Here is a 22,474-nt window from a genome sequence, read left to right as displayed (position 1 = left end):
CTGTCACTTCCTTCGGCTGACGTGAGTTCGCCGCGGCACTGGGTGCCAGATGGCGCGGATGCGGCTGACGGCACCCGGTGAGCCCGTCAGGCGCTTCTGATCAGTGGATAGTAGTTTCCTCATAGTGGAAGTTCAATGATTTGTTGACGTCGAGATTGTCCGCATCGAGCCAAGGTGGCGCTCGGTGCCACGCCCTCACTCGAGGTGGACCAAGTCGCCCCGGGTGTCGATGTCGTAGTCCTGCGCCACGTCCCCGCACTCCACGAGGGTGATCGCGTCCTCATGGGCTTTGAGGTAGTCGCGCGCCCCCCGGTCGCCCGTCGCCGCCGCCGCGATGCCCGCCCAGTGGCTCGCGCCGAACAGCACCGGATGGCCGCGTACCCCGTCGTAGGCGGCCGAGACCAGCGAGGTCCCGTCCGTGTACGCGGCCAGCACCCGGGCCACCGCCTCCGGACCGATACCGGGCTGGTCGACGAGCAGGACCAGGGCCGCCGACGCCCCCGTCCCGGCGAGCGACGCGAGCCCCGCCCGCAGCGAGGAGCCCATGCCTTGCTCCCAGTCCGGGTTGTCCACCAGTGCGCAACCGGTGAGCTCCGCCCGCTCACGTACGACTTCGGCCGCCGCTCCCAGCACCACGTGCACGCGGGCGCACCCGGCCGCCCGCAGGGCCTCGACCGCGTGCTCCACGAGCGGCCGCCCGCGGTGTTCGAGCAGCGCCTTGGGCCGTCCGCCGAGCCGCCGGCCTCCGCCCGCCGCGAGGAGGAGCCCGGCGATGCGGTCTTCGTTTCGCGTCATACGTCCTGCATACCTGACCCGTGCCGGGCGTGTGGTTTCCAAGGGCTGAATTTCGGTCCGCACGGTGGCGCCCGGCGCACCGATTGGCGTTTACTGACCCGCGTCCCCCGGCGCCTGACCGACGCCACGGGGCACCGGGCGATGTACCGAGGCCGTGCGCACAAAGGGGTGCGAGGGGGGAGAGCTGTGTTGCGGAGCTTGGGGCAAAGGCCAGTGACCGGCAGCGATGAGGACCCGCGAGTGGCGGGACTGCGGACCGCGGTGTACCAACTGCGCCGCGAACTCGCCATGCTCCCGGCCGAGTTCCCCGACCGCGGCATAGCCGAGGACGAACTCGCCGCGCTCGCCTCCATGGCCGTGAGCGGCGCTCCCGAGATCCCGCGCCTGCGCCGGTCCCTGCTGCTGGTCGCCGGTGCGATCGGCTCGGTCAGTGCCCTGGCCCGGGGCCTCGCGGACGTCCGCAGCGCGGTGGAGCTGTTCGGGGAGCCGCCCCGCGACTGAGCGCTCGCGGCCGGGGCTACCCCCGGCGGCGGATGCCTCCCCGCTCCGCGGCCACCGCCACCGCGGCCGTACGCGAGTCGACGCCCAACTTCGCGTAGATGTGGACCAGATGGGACTTCACCGTCGCCTGGCTCAGAAACAGCCGTTTGCTGATCTGCAGGTTGGACAGTCCGTCCCGGACCAGCTCCAGGACCTCCAGTTCGCGGCGGCTCAGTGCGGCCGTGGGCATGCGCATGCGCTGCGTCAGACGGTCGGCGACCGCCGGGGCGAGGGCCGAGTGGCCGGCGGCCGTCGTGCGGACCGCGGCCGCCAGTTCCTCGGGCGGCGCGTCGGGCTGAGCGCCCCCGCCGCGAACACCGCGCCCGTGCCGAGCGCCGCCGCCAGCGGCGCGGGTCCGTCAGCCCGCACCGCGGCGAGGACGAGCAGGCCCGCGAAGAACGCGTACAGGCAGAGGCGGAGGACGGTGACGGCGGGGGAGTGGGGGCGGAGGTCCATGGCCCGTCCAGCCTGAGCGGACCCCCGGGCGGCACCGGTCAACCAAAAGGTTGAAAGACGGCTCGCCCCTGCGATCCGGGAGAAGCCCGCCCGGGAGCGACGCCCGTGCGGCCGTGCGGCCCGAGGGTTGAGGCATGTCCGTCGCATGGAGAGACCTCCGGTTCGCCAAGGGGCGGTTCGCCCTGATGGGAGCCGTGGTCGTGTTGATCACTCTGCTCGTGGGGCTGCTGTCCGGGCTGACGACCGGGCTCGCCCGGGAGAACACCTCGGCCGTCCTCGGGCTGCCCGCCGGCCACCTCGCCTTCGCCGTACCGCCTGGGTGCCGTCCGGTGTCCTTCACCGACTCCGCGCTCCCGTCGGCCGCCTGGCGCACCTGGGCGGGGCGGTCCGGCGTCCGCTCGGCGCAGCCACGGTCCTGGTGACGCACGACCGCGCCCATCCCGAAGGAGTGGACGCGGTGCGGGAGATGACGGACGGGCGGCTGACCTCCCGGGTGGACGGGCGGCCCGTGTGACGGCCGTGGGTCAGGCGGCGGGGCCCGTGCTCGCCAGTACCTCCGACAGTTCGGCGGCCACCTGCTGGAGCACCGGCACGATCTTCTCCGTCGCCGCGTCCGTGACCCGGCCCGCCGGCCCGGAGATGGAGATCGCCGCGGCCGTCGGGGAGCCGGGGACGGACACCGCGAGACAGCGGACCCCCATCTCCTGCTCGTTGTCGTCGACCGCGTACCCGAGCCGGCGTACCTCGGCCAGTGCGGCGAGGAAGGCGTCCGGAGTGGTGATCGTCTTCTCCGTCGCGGCGGGCATGCCCGTGCGGGCGAGCAGCGCGCGCACCTCGCCGTCCGGCGTGTTGGCGAGCAGCGCCTTGCCCACACCCGTGGAGTGCGGCAGCACCCGCCGGCCCACCTCGGTGAACATCCGCATCGAGTGCTTGGACGGCACCTGCGCCACATACACGATCTCGTCGCCGTCGAGCAGGGCCATGTTCGCGGTCTCGCCGGTCTCCTCCACCAGGTGTGCGAGGTGGGGGCGGGCCCAGGTGCCGAGCAGCCGGGACGCCGACTCGCCGAGCCGGATCAGCCGGGGGCCGAGCGCATAGCGGCGGTTGGGCTGCTGGCGGACGTAACCGCAGGCCACCAGCGTGCGCATCAGACGGTGGATCGTGGGCAGCGGCAGTCCGCTGCTCACGGACAGCTCGCTCAGGCCGACCTCGCCGCCCGCGTCGGCCATTCGCTCCAAAAGGTCGAAGGCACGCTCGAGGGACTGGACGCCACCGCCCGCGGCGGACTTTGCGGGGGCGTCGCTGGCGCTGGACGTCGGCACGGCGCGTTCCTTTCGGGGCGGACAGGAAGGGCAGAAGCCTACCCGGCGGCCGGTCCACCGCCCGGTGGTGCGTAGCTACGCCTGCCGTTACGAAAGTCTAATTCCGCTTTGTGGAAACGTCCAGAACGGCCGTGCCGGAGGCGCCGGGAGGGGGCGCACCCTTGACGGTGCGGGAGCCGGAGTGAAGACTCCTTCAACAGAACGTTGAATTCGTTCCGTGGAGGCAACTCCCGTTTCCCGTGGGCAGGACGTCGGCAGAGAGGGGCCGGGGTGTCCGACGCTGAACTGGTGCTGCGCTCGAGGCGCGTTGTCACTCCCGAAGGGACGCGCCCGGCGGCGGTCGTGGTCGCCGGAGGCACGATCTCGGCCGTACTGCCGTACGACGCGGACGTGCCGGCCGGGACCCGACGGGAGGACTTCGGCGACGACGTCCTGCTGCCCGGCCTGGTCGACACCCACGTCCACGTCAACGACCCGGGCCGCAGCGAGTGGGAGGGCTTCTGGAGCGCCACCCGCGCGGCGGCGGCCGGCGGCATCACCACGGTCGTCGACATGCCGCTCAACTCGCTTCCGCCGACCACGACGGTCGGCCACCTGCGCACGAAGAAGGAGGCCGCGGCCGGCAAGGCGCACATCGACGTCGGCTTCTGGGGTGGCGCCCTGCCGGACAACGTCAAGGACCTGCGGCCGCTGCATGACGCCGGTGTCTTCGGGTTCAAGGCGTTCCTCTCCCCGTCGGGCGTGGACGAATTCCCCCCGCTCGACCAGGAGCAACTGGCCCGTTCCCTGGCCGAGATCGCCGGCTTCGGCGGACTGCTCATCGTGCACGCCGAGGACCCGAGGCGGCTCGCCGCCGCCCCGCAGCGGGGCGGCCCCAAGTACGCCGACTTCCTCGCCTCCCGGCCCAAGGACGCCGAGGACACCGCGATCGCCCACCTCATCGCGCAGGCGAAGCGCCTCGACGCCCGTGTGCACGTGCTCCACCTCTCGTCCGGCGACGCGCTGCCGCTGATCGCCGAGGCCAGGGCCGAGGGCGTACGGATCACCGTGGAGACCTGCCCGCACTATCTGACCCTGACGGCCGAGGAAGTCCCGGACGGGGCGAGCGAGTTCAAGTGCTGCCCGCCCATCCGCGAGGCCGCCAACCAGGACACGCTGTGGCGGGCGCTGGCCGACGGCACGATCGACTGCGTGGTCACCGACCACTCGCCCTCGACGGCCGACCTCAAGACCGGCGACTTCGCGACCGCGTGGGGCGGCATATCCGGACTCCAGCTGAGCCTGTCCGCGGTCTGGACCGAGGCCCGCGGGCGCGGCCACGGACTTGAGGACGTGGTGGGCTGGATGTCGACGCGCACGGCACGACTGGCGGGACTCGACGCACGCAAGGGCGCCATCGAGGCCGGCCGCGACGCCGACTTCGCGGTGTTCGCCCCCGAGGAGACCTTCACCGTGGACCCGGCGGCCCTCCAGCACCGCAACAGGGTCACGGCGTACGCGGGCCGGACTCTGCACGGCGTCGTCAAGTCCACCTGGCTGCGCGGCGAGCGCATCGTGGCGGACGGCGCGTTCACCGAGCCGAAGGGACGACTGCTCTCCAGAACCGACTGACCTCCGCACTCGCTGCGGCCGACTCCCGAAAGGAAGACCTGATCACTGTGACGGCGATTCCCACGTTCACCGGCGACGCCGGCCCCTACGGAGGCGGTGACCCGTACGCGGACTACCGCACCGCCGACTTCCCCTTCACCCGCCACGCCGACCTCGCCGACCGGCGGCTCGGCGCCGGGGTCATCGCCGCCAACGATGAGTTCTTCGCCCAGCGCGAGAACCTGCTGGTGCCCGGGCGCGCCGAGTTCGACCCCGAGCACTTCGGGCACAAGGGCAAGGTCATGGACGGCTGGGAGACACGGCGCCGCCGCGGCGGCTCGGCGGAGCACCCCTGGCCCGCGGCGGACGACCACGACTGGGCGCTGATCCGCCTCGGCACGCCCGGCGTCGTACGCGGCATCGTCGTCGACACCGCCCATTTCCGCGGCAACTACCCGCAGGCGGTGTCCGTCGAGGGCACGGCGGTAGCGGGCTCCCCGTCCCCGCGGGAATTGCTGGGCGACGACGTGAAGTGGACGACGCTGGTCCCGCGCACCCCGGTCGGCGGTCACGCGGCCAACGGGTTCGCGGTCGCCGTCGAACAGCGCTTCACGCATCTGCGGGTCAACCAGCACCCCGACGGCGGCATCGCGCGTCTGCGCGTCCACGGCGAAGCGGTGCCGGACCCGGCGTGGCTCGAGGCTCTCGGCACCTTCGACGTCGTCGCCCTGGAGAACGGGGGCCGGGTCGAGGACGCCTCGAACCTCTTCTACTCGCCCGCCACCAACACCATCCAGCCGGGCCGCTCCCGCAAGATGGACGACGGCTGGGAGACACGGCGCCGCCGGGACCACGGCAACGACTGGATCCGCTACCGGCTCGTGGCCGAGGCGCAGATCCGGGCGATCGAGATCGACACGGCGTACCTCAAGGGCAACTCGGCTGGCTGGGCCTCCGTCTCGGTCAAGGACGGCGAGGACGGCGAGTGGCGGGAGATCCTCGCGCGCACCCGCCTCCAGCCGGACACCAACCACCGGTTCGTCCCGCCGGCACCGGCGGTCGGCACGCACGCGCGCGTGGACATCTTCCCGGACGGCGGCATCTCCCGGCTGCGCCTGTACGGCTCCCTGACCCGGGAGGGTGCGGCCCGCCTGGGGGCACGCTTCCAGGAACTGGGCGGCTGAGGCCCCGGCACCCATGGGGCGCACCGGCCACGGGTGCGCCCCATGGGTGTTCAGGCGGCGTGCCCGCCGTCCACGGTGAACTCGGCGCCGGTGACCTAGGCGGCGTCCGCTCCGCGCCAGGTACGCCACCGTCGACGCCACCTCGTGCGCCGTGCTGAAGCGGCCCAGCGCCGTCATCGCCCCTTGGGCGGAGGCGTGGGGGCCGTCCGCGGGATTCATGCCAGCGTCGATCGGACCGGGATGGACGATGCCGGCGCTGATCCCGCGCCCGCCGAGCTCCCGTGCGAGGGCCTTCGTCAGGCCGCCGCCTCGCGCGGGGAACGCGGCGGGCGGATGATCAGCGTCGGCACCGGTATGACCCAGCGCGTGCCGGGTCCCGGGCCGAGCACTCCGACGCCGGCGTTGTCGACCAGGACGTCCAGCCCTCCCAGTGCCTCCCCGGCACGGCCCACCGCGCCCGCGGCCTCGCCCGCGGCGCCTGCGTCCGCGCGCACGGCCACCTGCCCGGCGGCGGCCCAGCGCCTCGACGGCCCGGACGACCTCGGCCGCCTCCTCGCCGCTCGCACAGGTGACGGCCCCGTCCGCCCCCTCGCGGGCCGGCCGCCGTGCCGTCGCCGCGCCCATGCCGCGGTCACCGCCGGTGATCAGGGCCGTCCTGCCGGCAGGGTTCCTTATGGAGTCATGAGCCCGTTCCAGCGTCCCGGCGCGCGGAACACAGGCGGTGGACGGACATCGACTTGGCGTGCCCGGAACTCTTTCACCCGTCCGCCGCGTTCTCCCCCCGTGACTCTTCAGCAAGAAATCGTCGGCAACGCCATGCAGATGGCGGTCGTCAACCTGCATCCGGGACAGACCGTGTACTGCGAGGCGGGCAAGTTCCTCTTCAAGACCACGAACGTCACCATGGAGACCCGTCTGTCCGGCCCGTCGAACAACGGCGGCCAGCCCCAGGGCGGGGGCAGTGGCATGGGCGGCTTCCTGCGCCAGGCCATGGGCACCGCCATGCAGGTCGGCCAGCGGGCGCTCGCGGGTGAGTCGCTGGCGTTCCAGTACTTCACCTCACAGGGCGGCGAGGGCACCGTCGGTTTCGCGGGTGTCCTGCCCGGCGAGATGCGCGCGCTGGAACTCGACGGCGGGCGCGCGTGGTTCGCGGAGAAGGACGCATTCGTGGCCGCCGAGTCGACGGTGGACTTCGGCATCGCCTTCCAGGGCGGCCGTACCGGGATGAGCGGCGGCGAGGGCTTCATCCTGGAGAAGTTCACCGGTCACGGGACGGTGATCATCGCCGGTGCGGGCAACTTCATCGACCTCAACCCCGCCGACTTCGGCGGCCGCATCGAGGTCGACACGGGATGCGTCGTCGCCTTCGAGGAAGGCATCCAGTACGGCGTCCAGCGCGTCGGCGGCCTGAACCGCCAGGGGATCATGAACATGGTCTTCGGTGGCGAGGGCCTGTCCCTGGCCACCCTGGAGGGCAACGGCCGCGTCATCCTGCAGTCCCTCACCATCGAGAGTCTCGCCAACGCCCTCAAGAAGGCACAGGGCGGCGACAAGCAGGGGCCGACGGGCGGACTGTTCTCGACGAACGTGGGCTGAGCCGAGGAGTTCCGGGTGCCGACGGGGCCTTCCGCCGACACCCGTAGGATCGGCGCGTGCGCCGGCTTCCACCCGTACGACCTGGAGGGCCGCCCGCGACACGGCTCCCGCGCGCCTGTGCGACACGCCCTGCCCGAGATGGTCCGCGCTGCGGCGGCAGGTTAACTACGCGAAAATTCAAGGGACTTGACAGGAAACTCTGTCCACTTGTCATTGACATGTCATCGTCTACGCGCGTCATCATGACGGCATGAGATTCCCCCCACGCGCAACACGAATCGGCGCCGCGGCCGCGCTCGCGTCGGCCCTGCTCATGGGCGCCACCGTCACCACCACCGCGGAGGCCGCTGCCACGTCCGTCGGCAGCATCTGCTACGGCGACCTGCCCTCCCAGGCGTACACCACGCTCCGTCTGATCGACTCGGGCGGTCCTTTCCCGTACCCCCAGGACGGGATCGTCTTCCAGAACCGCGAAGGCGTGCTGGCCCGGCAGTCGACCGGCTACTACCACGAGTACACGGTCAAGACGCCCGGCTCCTCCACCCGTGGGGCCCGCCGGATCGTCACCGGCAGGCAGTACGAAGAGGACTACTACACCTCGGATCACTACGCGACGTTCGATCTGATCGACTTCGACTGCTGAGCGAACAGCGCCACCACTGCTGAGCGGACAGCATGACCCTCCAGGCTCCGACCGGCGTCCGGACGGACCTCCGCTCGCAGTCCGCTCCACCGCGGCACAGAACCCGCCCCGCGGCTCCCCCGGAAAACCGGCCGCGGGGCCGGCCGCGTCCTACGGAAGTCCCGCTCCGCCCCGAGGCCCGCTCCCAAAGTCTGCGGCCCCGCGACTTTGGTCTCGGATCGGGTCGGCGGGGGAGGTGCCCAGGGCCGTTCCCGCATAGATTGGCCGACCGTGAGCGGAGACGAGTCGGCACGTCCCGCGGGGACGTCGCCGCCCCGCCCAGAGACGGCCATGGAAGGCGTCCGAAGCGCCCTTGGCCTGTTGCGGACCGGCCGGCTGCGGCGGCCGGGGGCTCCTCTCGTCCCCGCCGCCCGGCCCGCGCCCCAGTCGGTGCCCGCTCCCGCTCCGGTCTCGCGACCGGCGACGGGGCAGGCGGGATACGGGCTGCCCCGGCACCGATGGTTCCTGCCCTCCGCCGTGATAGCGGAGCTGGATCCCGGCACCGGGCGCGAGCGGCCCCGGCGTACCGTGCGGGACTGGGTCGTCGACTTCGGGTGCTTCGTTCTGGCGGTGCTCATCGCTTGTGCCGCCGGAGCCACGGTGGGACACGACCACCACATCTCGCAGGGCCTCGCGGCGGCCGACAGGGGACTCGGCGGGCTCGCCTGCCTCGCCGTCTGGCTGCGGCGCCGCTGGCCGCTCGGTCTCGCCGTGACGATGCTCCCGGTGGGCCTGGTCTCCGATACCTCGGGCGGCGCGTGCATGATCGCCCTCTTCACCGTCGCGGTGCACCGGCCGTTCAAGTACGCCGTCTGGCTCGGCGGCGCGCAGTTCGCGCTCATCCCGGTCTTCTACTGGCTGCGCCCGGACCCGGGCATGCCGTATCTGGCCAGTGTCGCCGTCACCGCCCTGTTCACGGCGGCGGTCGTCGGCTGGGGCATGTTCGTACGGTCCAAGCGGCAGCTCATGCTGAGCCTGCGGGACCGGGCACGGCGGGCCGAGACGGAGGCGGCGCTGCGGGCCGAGCAGGCCCAGCGACTGGCCCGGGAGGAGATCGCGCGGGAGATGCACGACGTCCTCGCGCACCGTCTGACGCTGCTGAGCGTGCACGCGGGCGCCCTGGAGTTCCGGCCGGACGCGCCCCGCGAGGAGATCGCACGGGCGGCGGGGGTGATCCGGGAGAGCGCTCACGATGCACTGCAGGACCTGCGGGAGATCATCGGGGTGCTGAGGGCGGGCGACTCCGACGACGCCGGCCGCCCCCAGCCGACGCTGGCCGCGCTCGACGCCCTGGTCGCCGAGTGCCGTCTGGCCGGCATGAAGGTCGTCCTTGTCGACCGCCTCGCCGATCCCGCCGCCGTGCCGGCCTCCGTAGGCCGCACCGCCTACCGCATCGTGCAGGAGGGCCTGACGAACGCGCGCAAGCACGCCCCCGGGGCCGAGGTCACGGTCACGGTCGTGGGCGGGCCCGTTGACGGCCTGACCGTGACGGTGCTCAATCCGGCGCCGCCCGGAGAGGTCCCGCACGTGCCCGGATCCGGGCAGGGCCTGATCGGCCTCACCGAACGCGCGACCCTGGCCGGCGGCACCCTCGACCACGGCATCGGGGACGACGGCGGCTTCCGGGTGTGGGCGTGGCTGCCCTGGCCCGGGTGAGCGCGGGCCGCGTGGTGTGCGGCCGGTTCAGCCGAGCCGCAGCGTGTGCCACACCTCGTCGACGGCCGCCACATGGCGGTCGACCTCGACGAAGCCGTGCCGACGCGCGAACCGCAGACCGTCCGCGTTGATGCCGAGCACGATCGTCTCGATCACCTCGGCGCCCAGCCCCCGCGCCCGCTCGACGCCCCGCTCGTAGAGCTGCCCGCCGAAGCCCTGCCCGCGGTGGGCGGGCAGGATCCGGGCGATGACCATGGCCGTGCCGTCCTTCGGCGGGCGCACCGTCGAGCAGCCCACGAGGACGTCGCCCAGGTACGCGACCTCCAGGTGATGGCGCGTCACCCGCTCGCGGACGTCGTCCGGGGAGAGCGGGTCCGCCGGGATGATCTCGTTGTGGACGTGACGCCAGTCCTCAAGCGTGGCGTCGTCGTGCGGCTGTTCGAAGCGAAGGCTCGGCATCGCAGCAGAAAACCGGCGGCCCTTCGTCGGCGTCAACCGAATTCCCGCCCCGCACGGCACCTCGGGCCGGGCATCGGAGGTGCGCGGCACCACCGGCTGCCCGCCCCGCCGCCGCGCCCGGCGCGGCAATCCCCTCATCGACGGGGCCGTGCGGTCAATACCGTAGGGCCATGACCGCGATCCGACTGCTCCTCGTCGACGACGACCCCCTCGTACGAGCCGGCCTGTCCTTCATGATGGGCGGTGCCGACGACATCGAGATCGTCGGCGAGGCCGCCGACGGCAGCGAGGTCGAGCGGCTCGTCGAGCGCACCAGGCCCGACGTCGTCCTCATGGACATCCGGATGCCGACCGTCGACGGACTGGCCGCCACCGAGCTGCTGCGCCGCCGCGCGGACGGACCCCAGGTCGTGGTCCTCACCACCTTCCACGCCGACGAGCAGGTGCTGCGGGCGCTGCGTGCGGGCGCCGCCGGGTTCGTCCTCAAGGACACCCCGCCCGCCGAGATACTCGACGCGGTACGCCGGGTCGCGGCCGGCGACCCGGTGCTGTCGCCCGCGGTCACCCGGCAGCTGATGGCGCACGCCGCAGGGGCCGGGCCCGGCACCCGGCGCCATGCCGCACGCGAGCGGATCGCGGCACTGGGCGAACGCGAACGGGAGGTCGCCGTCGCGGTCGGCCGGGGCGCCTCGAACGCGGAGATCGCCGCCGAGCTGTACATGAGCGTCGCCACGGTCAAGACGCAAGTCTCCCGGCTCCTCGCCAAGCTCGGCCTCAACAACCGTGTGCAGATCGCCCTGCTGACCTACGACGCGGGACTGCTGGACGAGCCCGGGCACTGAGCGCGACGCAGGTGTCGATTCCGTTTGTCTGGACAATCGGACTACACAACTTCCCGTCAAGGAATGCCGGAGCTACGCTCGGGCCGTGCCGAAACCACTTGTGGATCCGACCGTCTCGCTCCAGCTCAGCGTCGACCGGAACAGCCCAGTACCGCTGTACTTCCAGTTGTCCCAGCAGCTGGAGGCCGCGATCGAGCACGGGTCGCTGACGCCGGGCAGTCTGCTGGGCAACGAGATCGAGCTGGCCGCACGGCTCGGGCTGTCCCGGCCCACCGTCCGCCAGGCCATCCAGTCCCTGGTCGACAAGGGCCTGCTCGTGCGCCGCCGGGGTGTCGGCACACAGGTCGTGCACAGCCAGGTCAAGCGTCCGCTGGAGCTCAGCAGCCTGTACGACGACCTGGAGGCGGCCGGGCAGCGGCCCGCGACCCGTGTGGTCGTCAACACTTTCATGGCGGCCTCCGCCGAGGTCGCCGCCGCGCTCGGCGTGCCCGAGGGCAGCGAGGTGCACCGGCTCGAGCGGCTGCGTCTCGCGCACGGCGAGCCGATGGCGTACCTGTGCAACTACCTGCCGGCCGGCCTGCTCGACCTCGACACCGAGCAGCTTGAGTCGACCGGCCTGTACCGGCTGATGCGGGCCACTGGCATCACGCTGCACAGCGCCCGGCAGTCCGTCGGGGCCCGCGCCGCCACCGCGGTCGAGGGCGAACGGCTCGGCGAGCCTGAGGGCGCCCCGCTGCTCACCATGCAGCGCACCACGTTCGACGACACCGGCCGTGCCGTCGAGTTCGGCACCCATACGTACCGCGCCTCGCGCTACTCCTTCGAGTTCCAGCTGCTCGTCCGCCCCTGAATTCGGGCCGAATCCGCCCCCGAGCCCGCCCCTGAGACCGTCCTCCCACCGTCCACCAGGCCCCTGACCTGCGGCGTCGATCCGCCGTCGGCGATACTTGGTAGTTCAAAGCAACTACGCAAGAAGGGCACGGCCTCGTGGCACGGACCAGGACCTGGGCAACCATCGCGCTCGCAGGAGCGCTCGGCCTATCCCTCGCGGGGTGCAGCAGCCACGGCGGCAAGCGTGCCGAGGACGCCCGCAATGCCGCTTCCGCCCAGGGCCGCGCAGCGGTGGACACGCCCCGGTGGACCTTTGCGATGATCACCCATTCGGGTGATGGTGACACCTTCTGGGACATCGTGCAGAGCGGCGCGAAGCAGGCCGCTGTAAAGGACAACATCGACTTCCTGTACTCGCACGACGCCAACGCGCAGCAGCAGGCGCAGCTCGTGGATGCCGCGGTCGACCAGAAGGTCGACGGCATCATCGTCACGCTGGCCAAGCCCGAGGCGATGAAGGCCGCCGTGGCGCGGGCCGAGAAGGCCGGCATCCCGGTGGTCACGGTCAACTCGGGCTCCGCTCAGTCCAAGGCGTTCGGTGCGCTCACCCACATAGGCCAGGACGAGACGATCGCCGGCGAGGCGGTGGGCCAGGAGCTCGACAAGCGCGGCAGGAAGAAGGTCCTGTGCGTGCTGCACGAGCAGGGCAACGTGGGTCACGAACAGCGCTGCGCGGGCGTCAAGAAGACCTTCCACGGCACCGTTGAGAACCTGTACGTCAACGGCACCAACATGCCGGACGTGCAGTCCGCCGTGGAGGCCCGGCTCCAGTCGGACAAGTCCGTCGACGCGGTCGTCACCCTCGGCGCCCCCTATGCCGACACCGCCGTGAAGGCCAAGGCCGACGCCGGCAGCGGGGCGGAGATCGACACCTTCGACCTGAACGCCAAGGTCGCGGCCGGGCTGAAGGACGGGACCCTCGGCTTCGCCGTCGATCAGCAGCCGTACCTGCAGGGTTACGAGGCGGTCGACCAGCTCTGGCTCCACAAGTACAACGCCGATGTCCTCGGCGGCGGCAACCCGGTCCTCACCGGACCGCAGATCGTCACCAAGGACCAGGCCGCGGCCCTCGAGCAGTACACGAAGCGGGGGACACGATGACCGTCACGGCACCGGGCTCCGCGCCCAAGACGCAGCAGGAGCGGACGGCGGACGAGCGGCTCCTGAGGACCTCGCCGCTGAAGCGAGTCCTCGGCAGGCCCGAGCTGGGCTCGGTGGTCGGCGCGCTCGCCGTCTTCCTCTTCTTCTCACTCGCCGCCGACAGTTTCCTGCGGGCGTCCAGCCTCAGCACCGTCCTGTACGCGGCCTCGACGATCGGCATCATGGCCGTGCCGGTCGCCCTGCTGATGATCGGCGGCGAGTTCGACCTGTCCGCCGGTGTCCTGGTGACGACGTCGGCGCTGGTCTCCTCGATGTTCAGCTACCAGATGACGGCCAACGTCTGGGTGGGCGTGGGCGTGTCCCTGCTGGTCACGCTGGCGATCGGGGCCTTCAACGGAGTCGTGCTGACCCGCACGAGACTGCCGAGCTTCATCGTCACGCTCGGTACGTTCCTGATGCTGACGGGGGTGAACCTCGGCCTGACCAAGCTGATCAGCGGCACGGTCTCCACCAAGTCGATCTCCGACATGGACGGCTGCTCCTCGGCCAGGGCGGTCTTCGCCTCCACGCTCACGATCGGCGGAGTCCCCTTCAAGATCACCATCCTGTGGTGGTTCGCCCTGGTCGGCCTCGCCTCCTGGATCCTGCTGCGCACCCGGGCAGGCAACTGGATCTTCGCGGTCGGCGGCAACAAGGACGCGGCCCGCGCGGTCGGTGTCCCGGTCGGCAGGACCAAGACCGGCCTGTACATGGGCGTCGCGCTCGGCGCCTGGGTCTCCGGGCAGCACCTGCTGTTCTCGTACGACGTGGTGCAGTCCGGCGAGGGCGTCGGCAACGAGCTGATCTACATCATCGCGGCGGTGATCGGCGGCTGCCTGATCACCGGCGGCTACGGTTCCGCGGTCGGTTCCGCGGTCGGCGCGTTCATCTTCGGCATGACCGGCAAGGGCATCGTCTTCGCTCAGTGGAACCCCGACTGGTTCAAGTTCTTCCTGGGAGCGATGCTGCTCCTCGCGACCCTGCTCAACGCCTGGGTCCGCAAGCGTGCGGAGGCCACGACATGACGACGGACGTCACGGAGCGCACCGCGCTCGTCCACCTCGAAGGCGTCGGCAAGCAGTACGGCAACGTCCGTGCGCTCGACGGCGTCGGGCTGGAGGTCCACGCGGGCGAGATCACCTGCGTCCTCGGCGACAACGGCGCGGGCAAGTCCACCCTCATCAAGATCGTCGCCGGGCTGCACCGGCACGACTCGGGGAGCTTCCGTATCGAGGGCGAGGAGACCCGTCTGTCCTCCCCGCGCGAGGCGCTGGACCGGGGGATCGCCACGGTTTACCAGGACCTCGCGGTGGTCCCCCTGATGCCCGTGTGGCGCAACTTCTTCCTCGGCTCCGAGCCGCGCAGGGGCATCGGCCCCTTCAAGCGCCTCGACGTCGACTTCATGCGGCGTACGACACGCGAGCAGCTGCTGCGCATGGGCATCGACCTGCGCGACGTCGACCAGCCCATCGGCACCCTGTCCGGTGGCGAACGTCAGTGCGTGGCGATCGCGCGGGCCGTGTACTTCGGTGCCAAGGTGCTGGTCCTGGACGAGCCGACGGCGGCACTGGGCGTCAAGCAGTCCGGCATGGTCCTCAAATATGTGGCGGCCGCAGGGGGCGAGGGCCTGGGTGTTGTTTTCATCACCCACAACCCACATCACGCCTACCTGGTGGGCGACCGTTTCGTGCTGCTCAAGCGCGGCGAGATGGTGGGCAGCCACACCCGCCAGGAGATCACCCTGGAGGAGCTGACGCGCCAGATGGCGGGCGGAGAGGAGCTCGACGATCTCCGCCACGAGCTGGAGAACCGCGCCTCTCAAGAGGCGGGCTGAAGGGGCACCGGGCTCCGCCGCATGCGCGCGACGAGCCACGATGCACCCCTACCCGGAGGCCGTGCCGCACCGCCCGCTGCTCCCCCTGCGGAGCAGCGGGCGGCGGCGTGAGGCAGAATCGGGGCCGATGAGCACCTACCGCGACTTCACCCACCGTGGGTCCGCCCGGGCCACCGTCCTGCGGACCGTCGGCACGCGCGAGCGCCGCTCCCATCTGACGGCGCCACGCGTTCCCACGGTCGGCATCGACATCGGCGGTACGAAGGTGATGGCGGGCGTCGTCGACGCCGACGGCAACATCCTGGAGAAGCTCCGCGCCGAGACGCCCGACAAGTCCAAGAGCCCCAAGGTCGTCGAGGACACCATCGTCGAGCTCGTCCTGGACCTCTCCGACCGCCACGACGTGCACGCCGTCGGCATCGGGGCGGCCGGCTGGGTGGACGCGGAGCGCAACCGAATCCTGTTCGCCCCGCACCTGTCCTGGCGCAACGAGCCCCTGCGCGACCGGCTGGCGGGGCGGCTCGCCGTGCCCGTCCTGGTCGACAACGACGCCAACTCCGCCGCCTGGGCCGAGTGGCGCTTCGGCGCGGGCCGCGGCGAGGACCATCTGGTCATGATCACCTTGGGTACCGGGATCGGCGGCGCCATCCTGGAGGGTGGCCAGGTCAAGCGCGGGAAATTCGGCGTCGCCGGCGAGTTCGGCCATATGCAGGTGGTGCCCGGCGGCCATCGCTGCCCGTGCGGCAACCGCGGCTGCTGGGAGCAGTACAGCTCCGGCAACGCCCTGGTCCGGGAGGCCAAGGAGCTCGCCGCCGCGGATTCGCCGGTGGCGTACGGGATCATCGAGCACGTCAAGGGCAACATCGCCGACATCACCGGCCCGATGATCACCGAGCTGGCCCGCGAGGGCGACGCGATGTGCGTCGAGCTGCTCGAGGACATCGGCCAGTGGCTGGGCGTCGGCATCGCGAACCTGGCGGCGGCCCTCGACCCCTCCTGCTTCGTGATCGGGGGCGGCGTCAGCGCGGCCGACGACCTGCTGATCGGTCCCGCCCGGGACGCCTTCCGGCGCCATCTGACCGGGCGCGGCTACCGCCCCGAGGCGCGTATCGCGCGCGCCCAGCTCGGCCCCGAGGCCGGCATGGTCGGCGCCGCGGACCTCGCCCGGCTCGTCGCCCGCCGCTTCCGGCGCGCCAACCGGCGCCGCGTGGAGCGGTACGAACGCTACGAGCGGTACGCGCAGGCCCGCCGCACCGCCAAGGGGACGCTGTGACGGCCGCCGCCTCGATACCGCGTCAGTCGTCGCCGCCGGACGAGCCCTCGAGGCCTCCGGAGAGCCGGTGGCACATGATCCGCCGCCGGGCGCTGACCCTGCTGACCATCGTGTTGCTCATCGGCGTCCCGGCCGGCTACCTGGTGATCTCCGCGAACCAGAGCCGCAACAGCGGCAAGGACAAGGAGGCCAAGTACTCGGCCACCGGCCTCACCGTCGGCTGGCCCTCGCGCGTCCAGCGCCGTATCTACCAGGTGACGATTCCGATGGGCGCCACGAACGTCGCGTACTACGAGACGAACAACTGGAAGACCAGCAGGCTCTACGTCCAGTTCGACACCGACGACGCCGGCCTGACCCGGTTCCTGGGCCACCTGAAGACCACCCAGGCCGCGCTGAAGCAGGACGACATCGCCATCAGCGGGCGCGACCAGAACATCGTCAGCTGGGACTTCACCCGGCCCGGTTCCTGGTACGGCCTCGTCCACAAGCAGAAGAACCCGGCGCCCACCCTGGACATCGTGGTGAACAAGTCCCACCCCCTGCAGCCCACGGTGTACGTGGTGTCCCGCACCATCCCCTGACGCACCGCTCCAGGGGACCCCGGCTCAGGCCCGCCCGTCCGTGCTCCGGCCGGAGTCGGAGCCGATTGTCGGACCCCGCCCGTACAGTCGAAGACGTCTGACGCGACGCGACGGCGGGAGGTGACCGGACGTATGGGAGAGCAGGTGGCCGAGGCCGCCGTGCCCGTGAGACTGGCCGCCGTCTTCCTGCCCGCGCCACTGCCCCGCGAGAGCCGGGTCGCGTTCTGGGACCCGGAGGGCGGACCGCCGCCGTCGGGCGCCATGGAGGAACTGACGGTCGTCCGCCCTCACGGGTCCGGAGTGCGCCGAGGTGGCGTGCCCGCGCTGCTGCTGCCGATCGCCGACGCGCTGCCCCTGCTCGCCCGTGCCCGCCGCGATCCCGCCGCCCACCCGGCCACCGCCTGCTGGGGCGCGGCCACGCTGCACGCGCTGCGGCTGGTCGCGCGGGGGCGCCTGCTGCCCGGGCTCACCCCGGACGGATACGACGCCTGGCGGGCCGGGCCGCTGGAACCGGACGACATCACCCACCTCAGGGCGATCGCCGCCGCGCTTCCGTACGAGGGCCATGCCGTCCCGCTCCCGGGCCGAGGACCCCTGCTGCTGCCCGAGCCCGAGGCTCTGGTGCGCGCCTTCCTCGACGCGGTGGCCGACGCCCTGCCGCGCACCCCGGCCGCCGCCCATACCGCTGGCGGCCCGTTCGCCGGGCGCGAGCCGCAGCGTCTGCCGCACGCGCACGACTGGGCGGCCGAGGTCGCGGCGGGGATGGACGCGGGCGTACGGATCTCGCTGCGCCTGGACCTGTCGGCGTACGACCTGTTCGACGACGGCGAGGGCGCCCACCGCGCCGGGGCTGCCGTCGTGCAGGTGCACAGCCTCGCCGACCCGACCCTCGTCGTCGACGCGGCGGCGCTCTGGGCCGGTGAGGCGGACGCGGTCTTCGGCCCACGTACCCGGGTGGACGCCGCCCTGGCCGTACGGCGCGCGGCCCGGGTATGGCCGCCGCTGGACCGGCTGTGCGAGCAGGACGTGCCGGACGTCCTGGCGCTCTCCGAGGAAGAGCTCGGTGATCTGCTGGGCGCCGCGGCCGGCCGGCTGGGCGCGGCCGGGGTCGCGGTGCACTGGCCCCGCGACCTGGCGCAGGACCTGACCGCGGCCGCGGTCGTACGGCCCGCTCCCGGCTCGGCGACCGACGGCACGGGCTTCTTCGAGACCGAGGACCTGCTCCAGTTCCGGTGGCAGTTGGCGCTCGGCGGCGAACCGCTCACCGAGGCCGAGATGGACGCTCTCGCGGAGGCCCACCGCCCGGTCGTCCGGCTGCGCGACCGGTGGGTTCTGGTCGACCCCGCGCTCGTCCGCAAGGCCCGCAAGCGCGAACTGGGCCTGCTCGATCCGGTGGACGCGCTCTCCGTCGCGCTCACCGGCACCGCGGAGGTGGACGGCGAGACGGTGCAGGCGGTGCCGGTCGGCGCGCTGGCCGCACTCCGGGACCGGTTGACGGCGGGCACTGGCCCCGCGGAGCCGCCCGCCGGCCTCAGCGCACGCCTGCGGGACTACCAACTGCGCGGCCTGGCCTGGCTGGACCTGATGACCTCCCTCGGCCTCGGCGGCTGCCTCGCCGACGACATGGGCCTCGGCAAGACGGTCACGGTCATCGCCCTGCATCTGCGCCGGGCGCGCCGCGAGCCGACCCTGGTGGTCTGCCCGGCCTCCCTGCTCGGCAACTGGCAGCGGGAGATCACCCGGTTCGCCCCCGGAGTCCCGGTCCGCCGCTTCCACGGCGCCGAGCGGATCCTGGACGACCTGGACGGCGGCTTCGTGCTCACCACGTACGGGACGATGCGGACGGCGGCGCCCCGGCTCGCCGAACAGAGCTGGGGCCTGGTCGTCGCCGACGAGGCGCAGCACGTGAAGAACCCGTACTCGGCGACCGCCAAGGCCCTGCGCACGATCCCGTCGCCCGCCCGCGTGGCCCTCACCGGCACCCCTGTGGAGAACAACCTCTCCGAGCTGTGGGCACTGCTCGACTGGACGACCCCGGGACTGCTCGGCCCGCTGAAATCCTTCCGCGCCCGGCACGCACGCGCCGTGGAGAACGGCGAGGACGCGCAGGCGGTGGAGCGGCTGGCCCGCCTGGTCCGCCCCTTCCTGCTGCGCCGCAAGAAGTCCGACCCGGGCATCGTCCCCGAGCTTCCGCCGAAGACGGAGACGGACCACCCGGTGCCGCTCACCCGCGAACAGGCCGCGCTGTACGAGGCGGTGGTACGCGAGTCCATGCTGGCGATCGAGACGGCGCAGGGCATCGCCCGCCGTGGGCTGGTGCTGAAGCTTCTCGGCGCGCTCAAGCAGATCTGCGACCACCCGGCGCTGTATCTGAAGGAGGACACGGGCACGGCCACCGGCCTTATCGCCCGGTCCGGCAAACTCGCGCTGCTGGACGAGCTGTTGGACACACTGCTGACGGAGGACGGCTCGGCGCTGGTCTTCACGCAGTACGTCGGCATGGCCCGGCTGATCAGCACACATCTGGCCTCGCGCGCGGTACCCGCCGACCTGCTGCACGGCGGCACACCGGTGCCCGAGCGTGAGCGGATGGTGGACCGCTTCCAGAGCGGAGCGACCCCGGTTCTCGTCCTGTCCCTCAAAGCGGCGGGCACGGGCCTGAACCTCACCCGGGCGGGCCATGTCATCCACTTCGACCGCTGGTGGAACCCGGCGGTGGAGGAGCAGGCCACGGACCGGGCGTACCGCATCGGCCAGACTCAGCCGGTCCAGGTGCACCGCCTGATCACCGAGGGCACGGTGGAGGACCGCATCGCCGAGATGCTGGAGTCCAAGCGGGCGCTTGCCGACGCGATCCTGGGCTCCGGCGAGTCCTCCCTGACGGAACTGACCGACCGTGAGCTGGCCGACCTGGTGTCGCTGAGGAGGACCGAGTGACCGCCCGGCCCGGACCCGGCGAGGAGTCCCACACCGGCGCCGCGGGACCTCCGGGAGAGACGGCACGTCCAGCGGACGTGGCACGCCGCGCGCTACGGGACGCGCGGGAACGGGCCGGTGAGCTCCCCACAGGCGACGTCGAGATCGCCGGTTGTGAGCGGGATGGGCGGGAGCGGGTCGGTGAGCCTCTTGCAGGCGGTGCGGATGTCGCCGGTCGCGAGCGGGATGGGCGACCGGGGGACGCGGCGCGCGCGGCGTTGCGGCGGGCGAACGCGGAACGCCGGAGCGGCGAGGCGGCCGGGGCGGCCGCCATCCGGGCCCCGGAATCCGGCGCGGAGGATGGGGCCGCAGTGAGTGAGGCGGGTGCGCTCACCGGGCCCGTCCGTGCGAGTGGACCGGCGGCGCGTCCCGGTGATGCCGCGCGCGAGGCGTTGCGGGCGTCGCGAGCAGAGGTGGAAGGTGAGCGAACGGACGCCGGGGAGAGGGATTTTGAGCCTCGGTCTGGTGCTGGGACATCGGCGTCCGGGGCGGAGGACGCGGCCGCCGAGAGCGAGGCGGGTGCGCCTACTGTTCCGGCGCGCGCGAGTGGACCTGCGGTGCGACCCGGTGAGGCCGCTCGCGAGGCGTTGCGGGTGTCGAGAGCAGAGGTGGAAGGTGAGCGAACGGGCGCCGGGGAGAGGGATTTTGAGCCTCACTCCGGCGCAGGCACCTCGGAGTCCGGCGCGGAGGACGCGGCCGCCGAGAGCGAGGCGGGTGCGCCTACTGTTCCGGCGCGCGCGAGTGGACCTGCGGTGCGACCCGGTGAGGCCGCTCGCGAGGCGTTGCGGGTGTCGAGAGCAGACGTGGAAGGCGAGCGCACGGGCGCCGGGGAGAGGGATTTTGAGCCTCACTCCGGCGCAGGCACCTCGGAGTCCGGCGCGCAGGACGCGGCTGCTCTGGGCGAGGCTGGTCCGCTCACCCGTCCCGTCCGTGCGAGTGGACCGGCGGCGCGTCCCGGTGATGCCGCGCGCGAGGCGCTGAGGGCGGTGCGGGAAGAAGCGGGGGGTGAGCGAACGGATGTCCGGGAGAAGGGCGTTGAGCTCCGGCCCGGTGCAGGGACCTCGCATTCGTCCGCCGCTCATGGGAGGAGCCGTGACCGGGAGCGCCGCACCCTCCGCACCGGTACACCGGGCGCCCCCCGGCTCCGGGACCTACGGGAACTGCTCGCCGGGGCCTTCGAGGCACCGGCGCCGTCGGCCTCCCGGGACAGGGGGGTCTCCGGCGAAGGGGAGCGCGACGACCGGCGGGAGCCCGGGCGCGCGCGGGCGCGGCAGCCGTCCGCACGGCCCGTGCCCGACACGCCGAGCCGCTCCTGGCAGGACCTCCCGGACCAGGGTCCCGGCTCCGCGGAGTCCGAGCCGCCCCCGGCAACCTCACGCTATCCGCGTTCCATGGCGGCTCCAGGGCGCGACGGCGAACTGCGGCGGACCTTCGCGGCGCTCCCCGCAGGGCCGGTGGCGCAGCGCGACCGGTTCGCCGGGACATGGTGGGGCAATGCCTGGGTCGCCGCCCTGGAGGAGGGGGCCCTCGATGCGGCCCGGCTGGCGCGGGGCAGGGCGTACGCGGGCCGGGGGAACGTGGACGCGATTACCGTCACACCCGGTCTTGTGCTCGCCTACGTGCAGGGGAGCCGTCCGCGCCCGTATCGCGTACAGGTGAGGTTGCGGACGTTCTCCGACGACGAGTGGGAGCGCTTCCTGGACGCGGCCGCCGAACGCCCCGGGCACATCGCCGCGCTGCTGGACAAGCAGGTCCCGCAGTCCCTCGCCGAGTGCGGTGTCCGGCTGCTCCCGGAGGCCGGCGATCTCGAACCGCGCTGCAGCTGCCCCGACTTCGGGCATCCCTGCAAGCACGCGGCCGCCGTCTGCTACCAGACCGCGCGCCTGCTCGACCAGGACCCCTTCGTGCTGCTTCTGCTGCGCGGCCGCGGCGAGCGCGAGTTGCTCGACGCGCTGTCCCGGCGCAACGCGGCGCGCGCGGCCCGGGCCGCGCAGGACCGGGAGGTCCCACCCGTTCCCGGCGTACGCGCCCGTGACGCCGTGGCCCGTGGGGCACTGCCGCCGCTCCCCGCTCCGCTGCCGCCGCCCGCCCACCCCGAGCAGCCGCCGGTCTATCCGGGAGCGCCGGGCGGTCCGGACCCCTTCGCGCTGGACCAGCTGGCCACGGACGCCGCGGCCCGTGCACACGCGCTGTTGACCAGGGGGTACGACCCGGTCGCGGAGCTGACACTGTGGCAGGACGCGGTACGGCTCGCCGCGGCCCGCCCGGGTTCGGGTCTCACCGCGGGGACGCGGGCGCTGTACGCCTCGCTGGCCGCCGCCACCGGACGGACCCCGGCCGACCTGGCGCGGGCGGTCGCCGCGTGGCGACAGGGCGGCCGGACGGCACTGGCCGTACTGGAGGAGCCCTGGGATCCGCCGGCCGGCCGCTTCGACCGGGCCCGCCCCCTGCTGCTGGCGGCGGACCTGCCGGCCTTCCGCCCCTGGCGCAACCGCCTGACCCACCCGGACGGCCATGTCCAGCTGCGCCTCGGTCAGGACGGCCTCTGGTACGCCTACGAGTCGGAACCGGGCCACGAGGACTGGTGGCCCCGGGGCACCCCGGACCTGGACCCGGTCGGCGCCCTGACGGGTCTGGGGGCGTGAGCGCCGTCG

Annotated in this window: 18 protein-coding genes and 3 pseudogenes; 16 read left to right on the top strand and 5 right to left on the bottom strand. The window is 72.5% G+C overall.

The window, feature by feature from the left end; all coding sequences use genetic code 11:
* Positions 1–195 precede the first annotated feature (195 nt).
* Positions 196–795, bottom strand: a complete 600-nt coding sequence (locus ACWDA7_RS25245; RefSeq protein ID WP_450606461.1) for a nucleotidyltransferase family protein — start codon at positions 793–795, stop codon at positions 196–198.
* A gap of 186 nt (positions 796–981) precedes the next feature.
* Between ACWDA7_RS25245 and ACWDA7_RS25240 the strand changes: the two genes are divergently transcribed.
* Complete coding sequence (locus tag ACWDA7_RS25240) at positions 982–1,296, top strand: DUF5955 family protein (protein ID WP_359403802.1); 315 nt, start codon at positions 982–984, stop codon at positions 1,294–1,296.
* Between the two features lie 16 nt (positions 1,297–1,312).
* On the opposite strand, the pseudogene ACWDA7_RS25235 reads toward ACWDA7_RS25240, so the two are convergent.
* Positions 1,313–1,725, bottom strand: a pseudogene (locus ACWDA7_RS25235) (response regulator transcription factor); the annotation flags it as partial.
* Positions 1,726–1,925: 200 nt separating this feature from the next.
* On the opposite strand from ACWDA7_RS25235, the pseudogene ACWDA7_RS25230 reads away from it, so the two are divergent.
* Positions 1,926–2,201 (top strand): annotated as a pseudogene (locus ACWDA7_RS25230) (ABC transporter permease); the annotation flags it as partial.
* A gap of 114 nt (positions 2,202–2,315) precedes the next feature.
* On the opposite strand, the gene ACWDA7_RS25225 reads toward ACWDA7_RS25230, so the two are convergent.
* Entirely contained in the window at positions 2,316–3,113 is a 798-nt protein-coding gene (locus tag ACWDA7_RS25225) for an IclR family transcriptional regulator (RefSeq protein WP_450606460.1), read from the bottom strand.
* Positions 3,114–3,383: 270 nt separating this feature from the next.
* Here ACWDA7_RS25225 and allB point away from each other — a divergent pair, with 270 nt between their 5' ends.
* Positions 3,384–4,724, top strand: a complete 1,341-nt coding sequence (gene allB / locus ACWDA7_RS25220) for an allantoinase AllB (RefSeq protein WP_450606459.1) — start codon at positions 3,384–3,386, stop codon at positions 4,722–4,724.
* 47 nt (positions 4,725–4,771) lie between these two features.
* Complete coding sequence (gene alc, locus ACWDA7_RS25215) at positions 4,772–5,887, top strand: allantoicase (protein WP_450606458.1); 1,116 nt, start codon at positions 4,772–4,774, stop codon at positions 5,885–5,887.
* A 50-nt stretch (positions 5,888–5,937) separates the two neighbouring features.
* Here alc and ACWDA7_RS25210 read toward each other — a convergent pair.
* Positions 5,938–6,511, bottom strand: a pseudogene (locus ACWDA7_RS25210) (SDR family NAD(P)-dependent oxidoreductase).
* 159 nt (positions 6,512–6,670) lie between these two features.
* On the opposite strand from ACWDA7_RS25210, the gene ACWDA7_RS25205 reads away from it, so the two are divergent.
* From ACWDA7_RS25205 to ACWDA7_RS25195, 3 genes are all read left to right on the top strand, one after another.
* Positions 6,671–7,483 (top strand): AIM24 family protein, encoded by an 813-nt coding sequence (locus ACWDA7_RS25205; RefSeq protein WP_450606457.1) that lies wholly within the window; start codon positions 6,671–6,673, stop codon positions 7,481–7,483.
* A gap of 250 nt (positions 7,484–7,733) precedes the next feature.
* Positions 7,734–8,126, top strand: coding sequence for a ribonuclease domain-containing protein (locus tag ACWDA7_RS25200; protein WP_450606456.1), 393 nt, complete (start codon positions 7,734–7,736; stop codon positions 8,124–8,126).
* A 270-nt stretch (positions 8,127–8,396) separates the two neighbouring features.
* Complete coding sequence (locus ACWDA7_RS25195; RefSeq protein WP_450606455.1) at positions 8,397–9,821, top strand: sensor histidine kinase; 1,425 nt, start codon at positions 8,397–8,399, stop codon at positions 9,819–9,821.
* A 27-nt stretch (positions 9,822–9,848) separates the two neighbouring features.
* Here ACWDA7_RS25195 and ACWDA7_RS25190 read toward each other — a convergent pair whose 3' ends face one another.
* Complete coding sequence (locus ACWDA7_RS25190) at positions 9,849–10,280, bottom strand: N-acetyltransferase family protein (RefSeq protein WP_450606454.1); 432 nt, start codon at positions 10,278–10,280, stop codon at positions 9,849–9,851.
* Between the two features lie 170 nt (positions 10,281–10,450).
* Between ACWDA7_RS25190 and ACWDA7_RS25185 the strand changes: the two genes are divergently transcribed.
* The 9 genes from ACWDA7_RS25185 (at position 10,451) to ACWDA7_RS25145 (ending at position 22,465) form a co-directional block, all read left to right on the top strand.
* Positions 10,451–11,122, top strand: coding sequence for a response regulator (locus tag ACWDA7_RS25185; protein WP_450606453.1), 672 nt, complete (start codon positions 10,451–10,453; stop codon positions 11,120–11,122).
* A 100-nt stretch (positions 11,123–11,222) separates the two neighbouring features.
* Positions 11,223–11,972 carry a GntR family transcriptional regulator gene (locus ACWDA7_RS25180; RefSeq protein ID WP_359403846.1) on the top strand — a complete coding sequence of 250 codons (750 nt, stop codon included), beginning with the start codon at positions 11,223–11,225 and terminating at the stop codon, positions 11,970–11,972.
* Between the two features lie 137 nt (positions 11,973–12,109).
* Complete coding sequence (locus ACWDA7_RS25175) at positions 12,110–13,114, top strand: sugar ABC transporter substrate-binding protein (protein WP_450606452.1); 1,005 nt, start codon at positions 12,110–12,112, stop codon at positions 13,112–13,114.
* Entirely contained in the window at positions 13,111–14,178 is a 1,068-nt protein-coding gene (locus ACWDA7_RS25170) for an ABC transporter permease (RefSeq protein WP_450606451.1), read from the top strand. The genes ACWDA7_RS25175 and ACWDA7_RS25170 overlap by 4 nt, the downstream gene beginning before the upstream one ends.
* Positions 14,175–14,987, top strand: a complete 813-nt coding sequence (locus ACWDA7_RS25165; RefSeq protein WP_450606450.1) for an ATP-binding cassette domain-containing protein — start codon at positions 14,175–14,177, stop codon at positions 14,985–14,987. Before ACWDA7_RS25170 ends, ACWDA7_RS25165 begins: the two co-directional genes overlap by 4 nt.
* A gap of 127 nt (positions 14,988–15,114) precedes the next feature.
* Positions 15,115–16,260, top strand: coding sequence for an ROK family glucokinase (locus tag ACWDA7_RS25160; RefSeq protein WP_450606449.1), 1,146 nt, complete (start codon positions 15,115–15,117; stop codon positions 16,258–16,260).
* A 74-nt stretch (positions 16,261–16,334) separates the two neighbouring features.
* Positions 16,335–16,844, top strand: a complete 510-nt coding sequence (locus ACWDA7_RS25155; protein ID WP_450606448.1) for a sugar kinase — start codon at positions 16,335–16,337, stop codon at positions 16,842–16,844.
* Between the two features lie 132 nt (positions 16,845–16,976).
* Positions 16,977–19,781, top strand: coding sequence for an SNF2-related protein (locus tag ACWDA7_RS25150; protein WP_450606447.1), 2,805 nt, complete (start codon positions 16,977–16,979; stop codon positions 19,779–19,781).
* A 452-nt stretch (positions 19,782–20,233) separates the two neighbouring features.
* Positions 20,234–22,465, top strand: coding sequence for an SWIM zinc finger family protein (locus ACWDA7_RS25145; protein ID WP_450606476.1), 2,232 nt, complete (start codon positions 20,234–20,236; stop codon positions 22,463–22,465).
* Positions 22,466–22,474: the final 9 nt, after the last annotated feature.

It is taken from the genome of Streptomyces sp. NPDC001156 (assembly GCF_053598275.1).
This window is presented reverse-complemented; position numbering and strand designations above follow the sequence as displayed.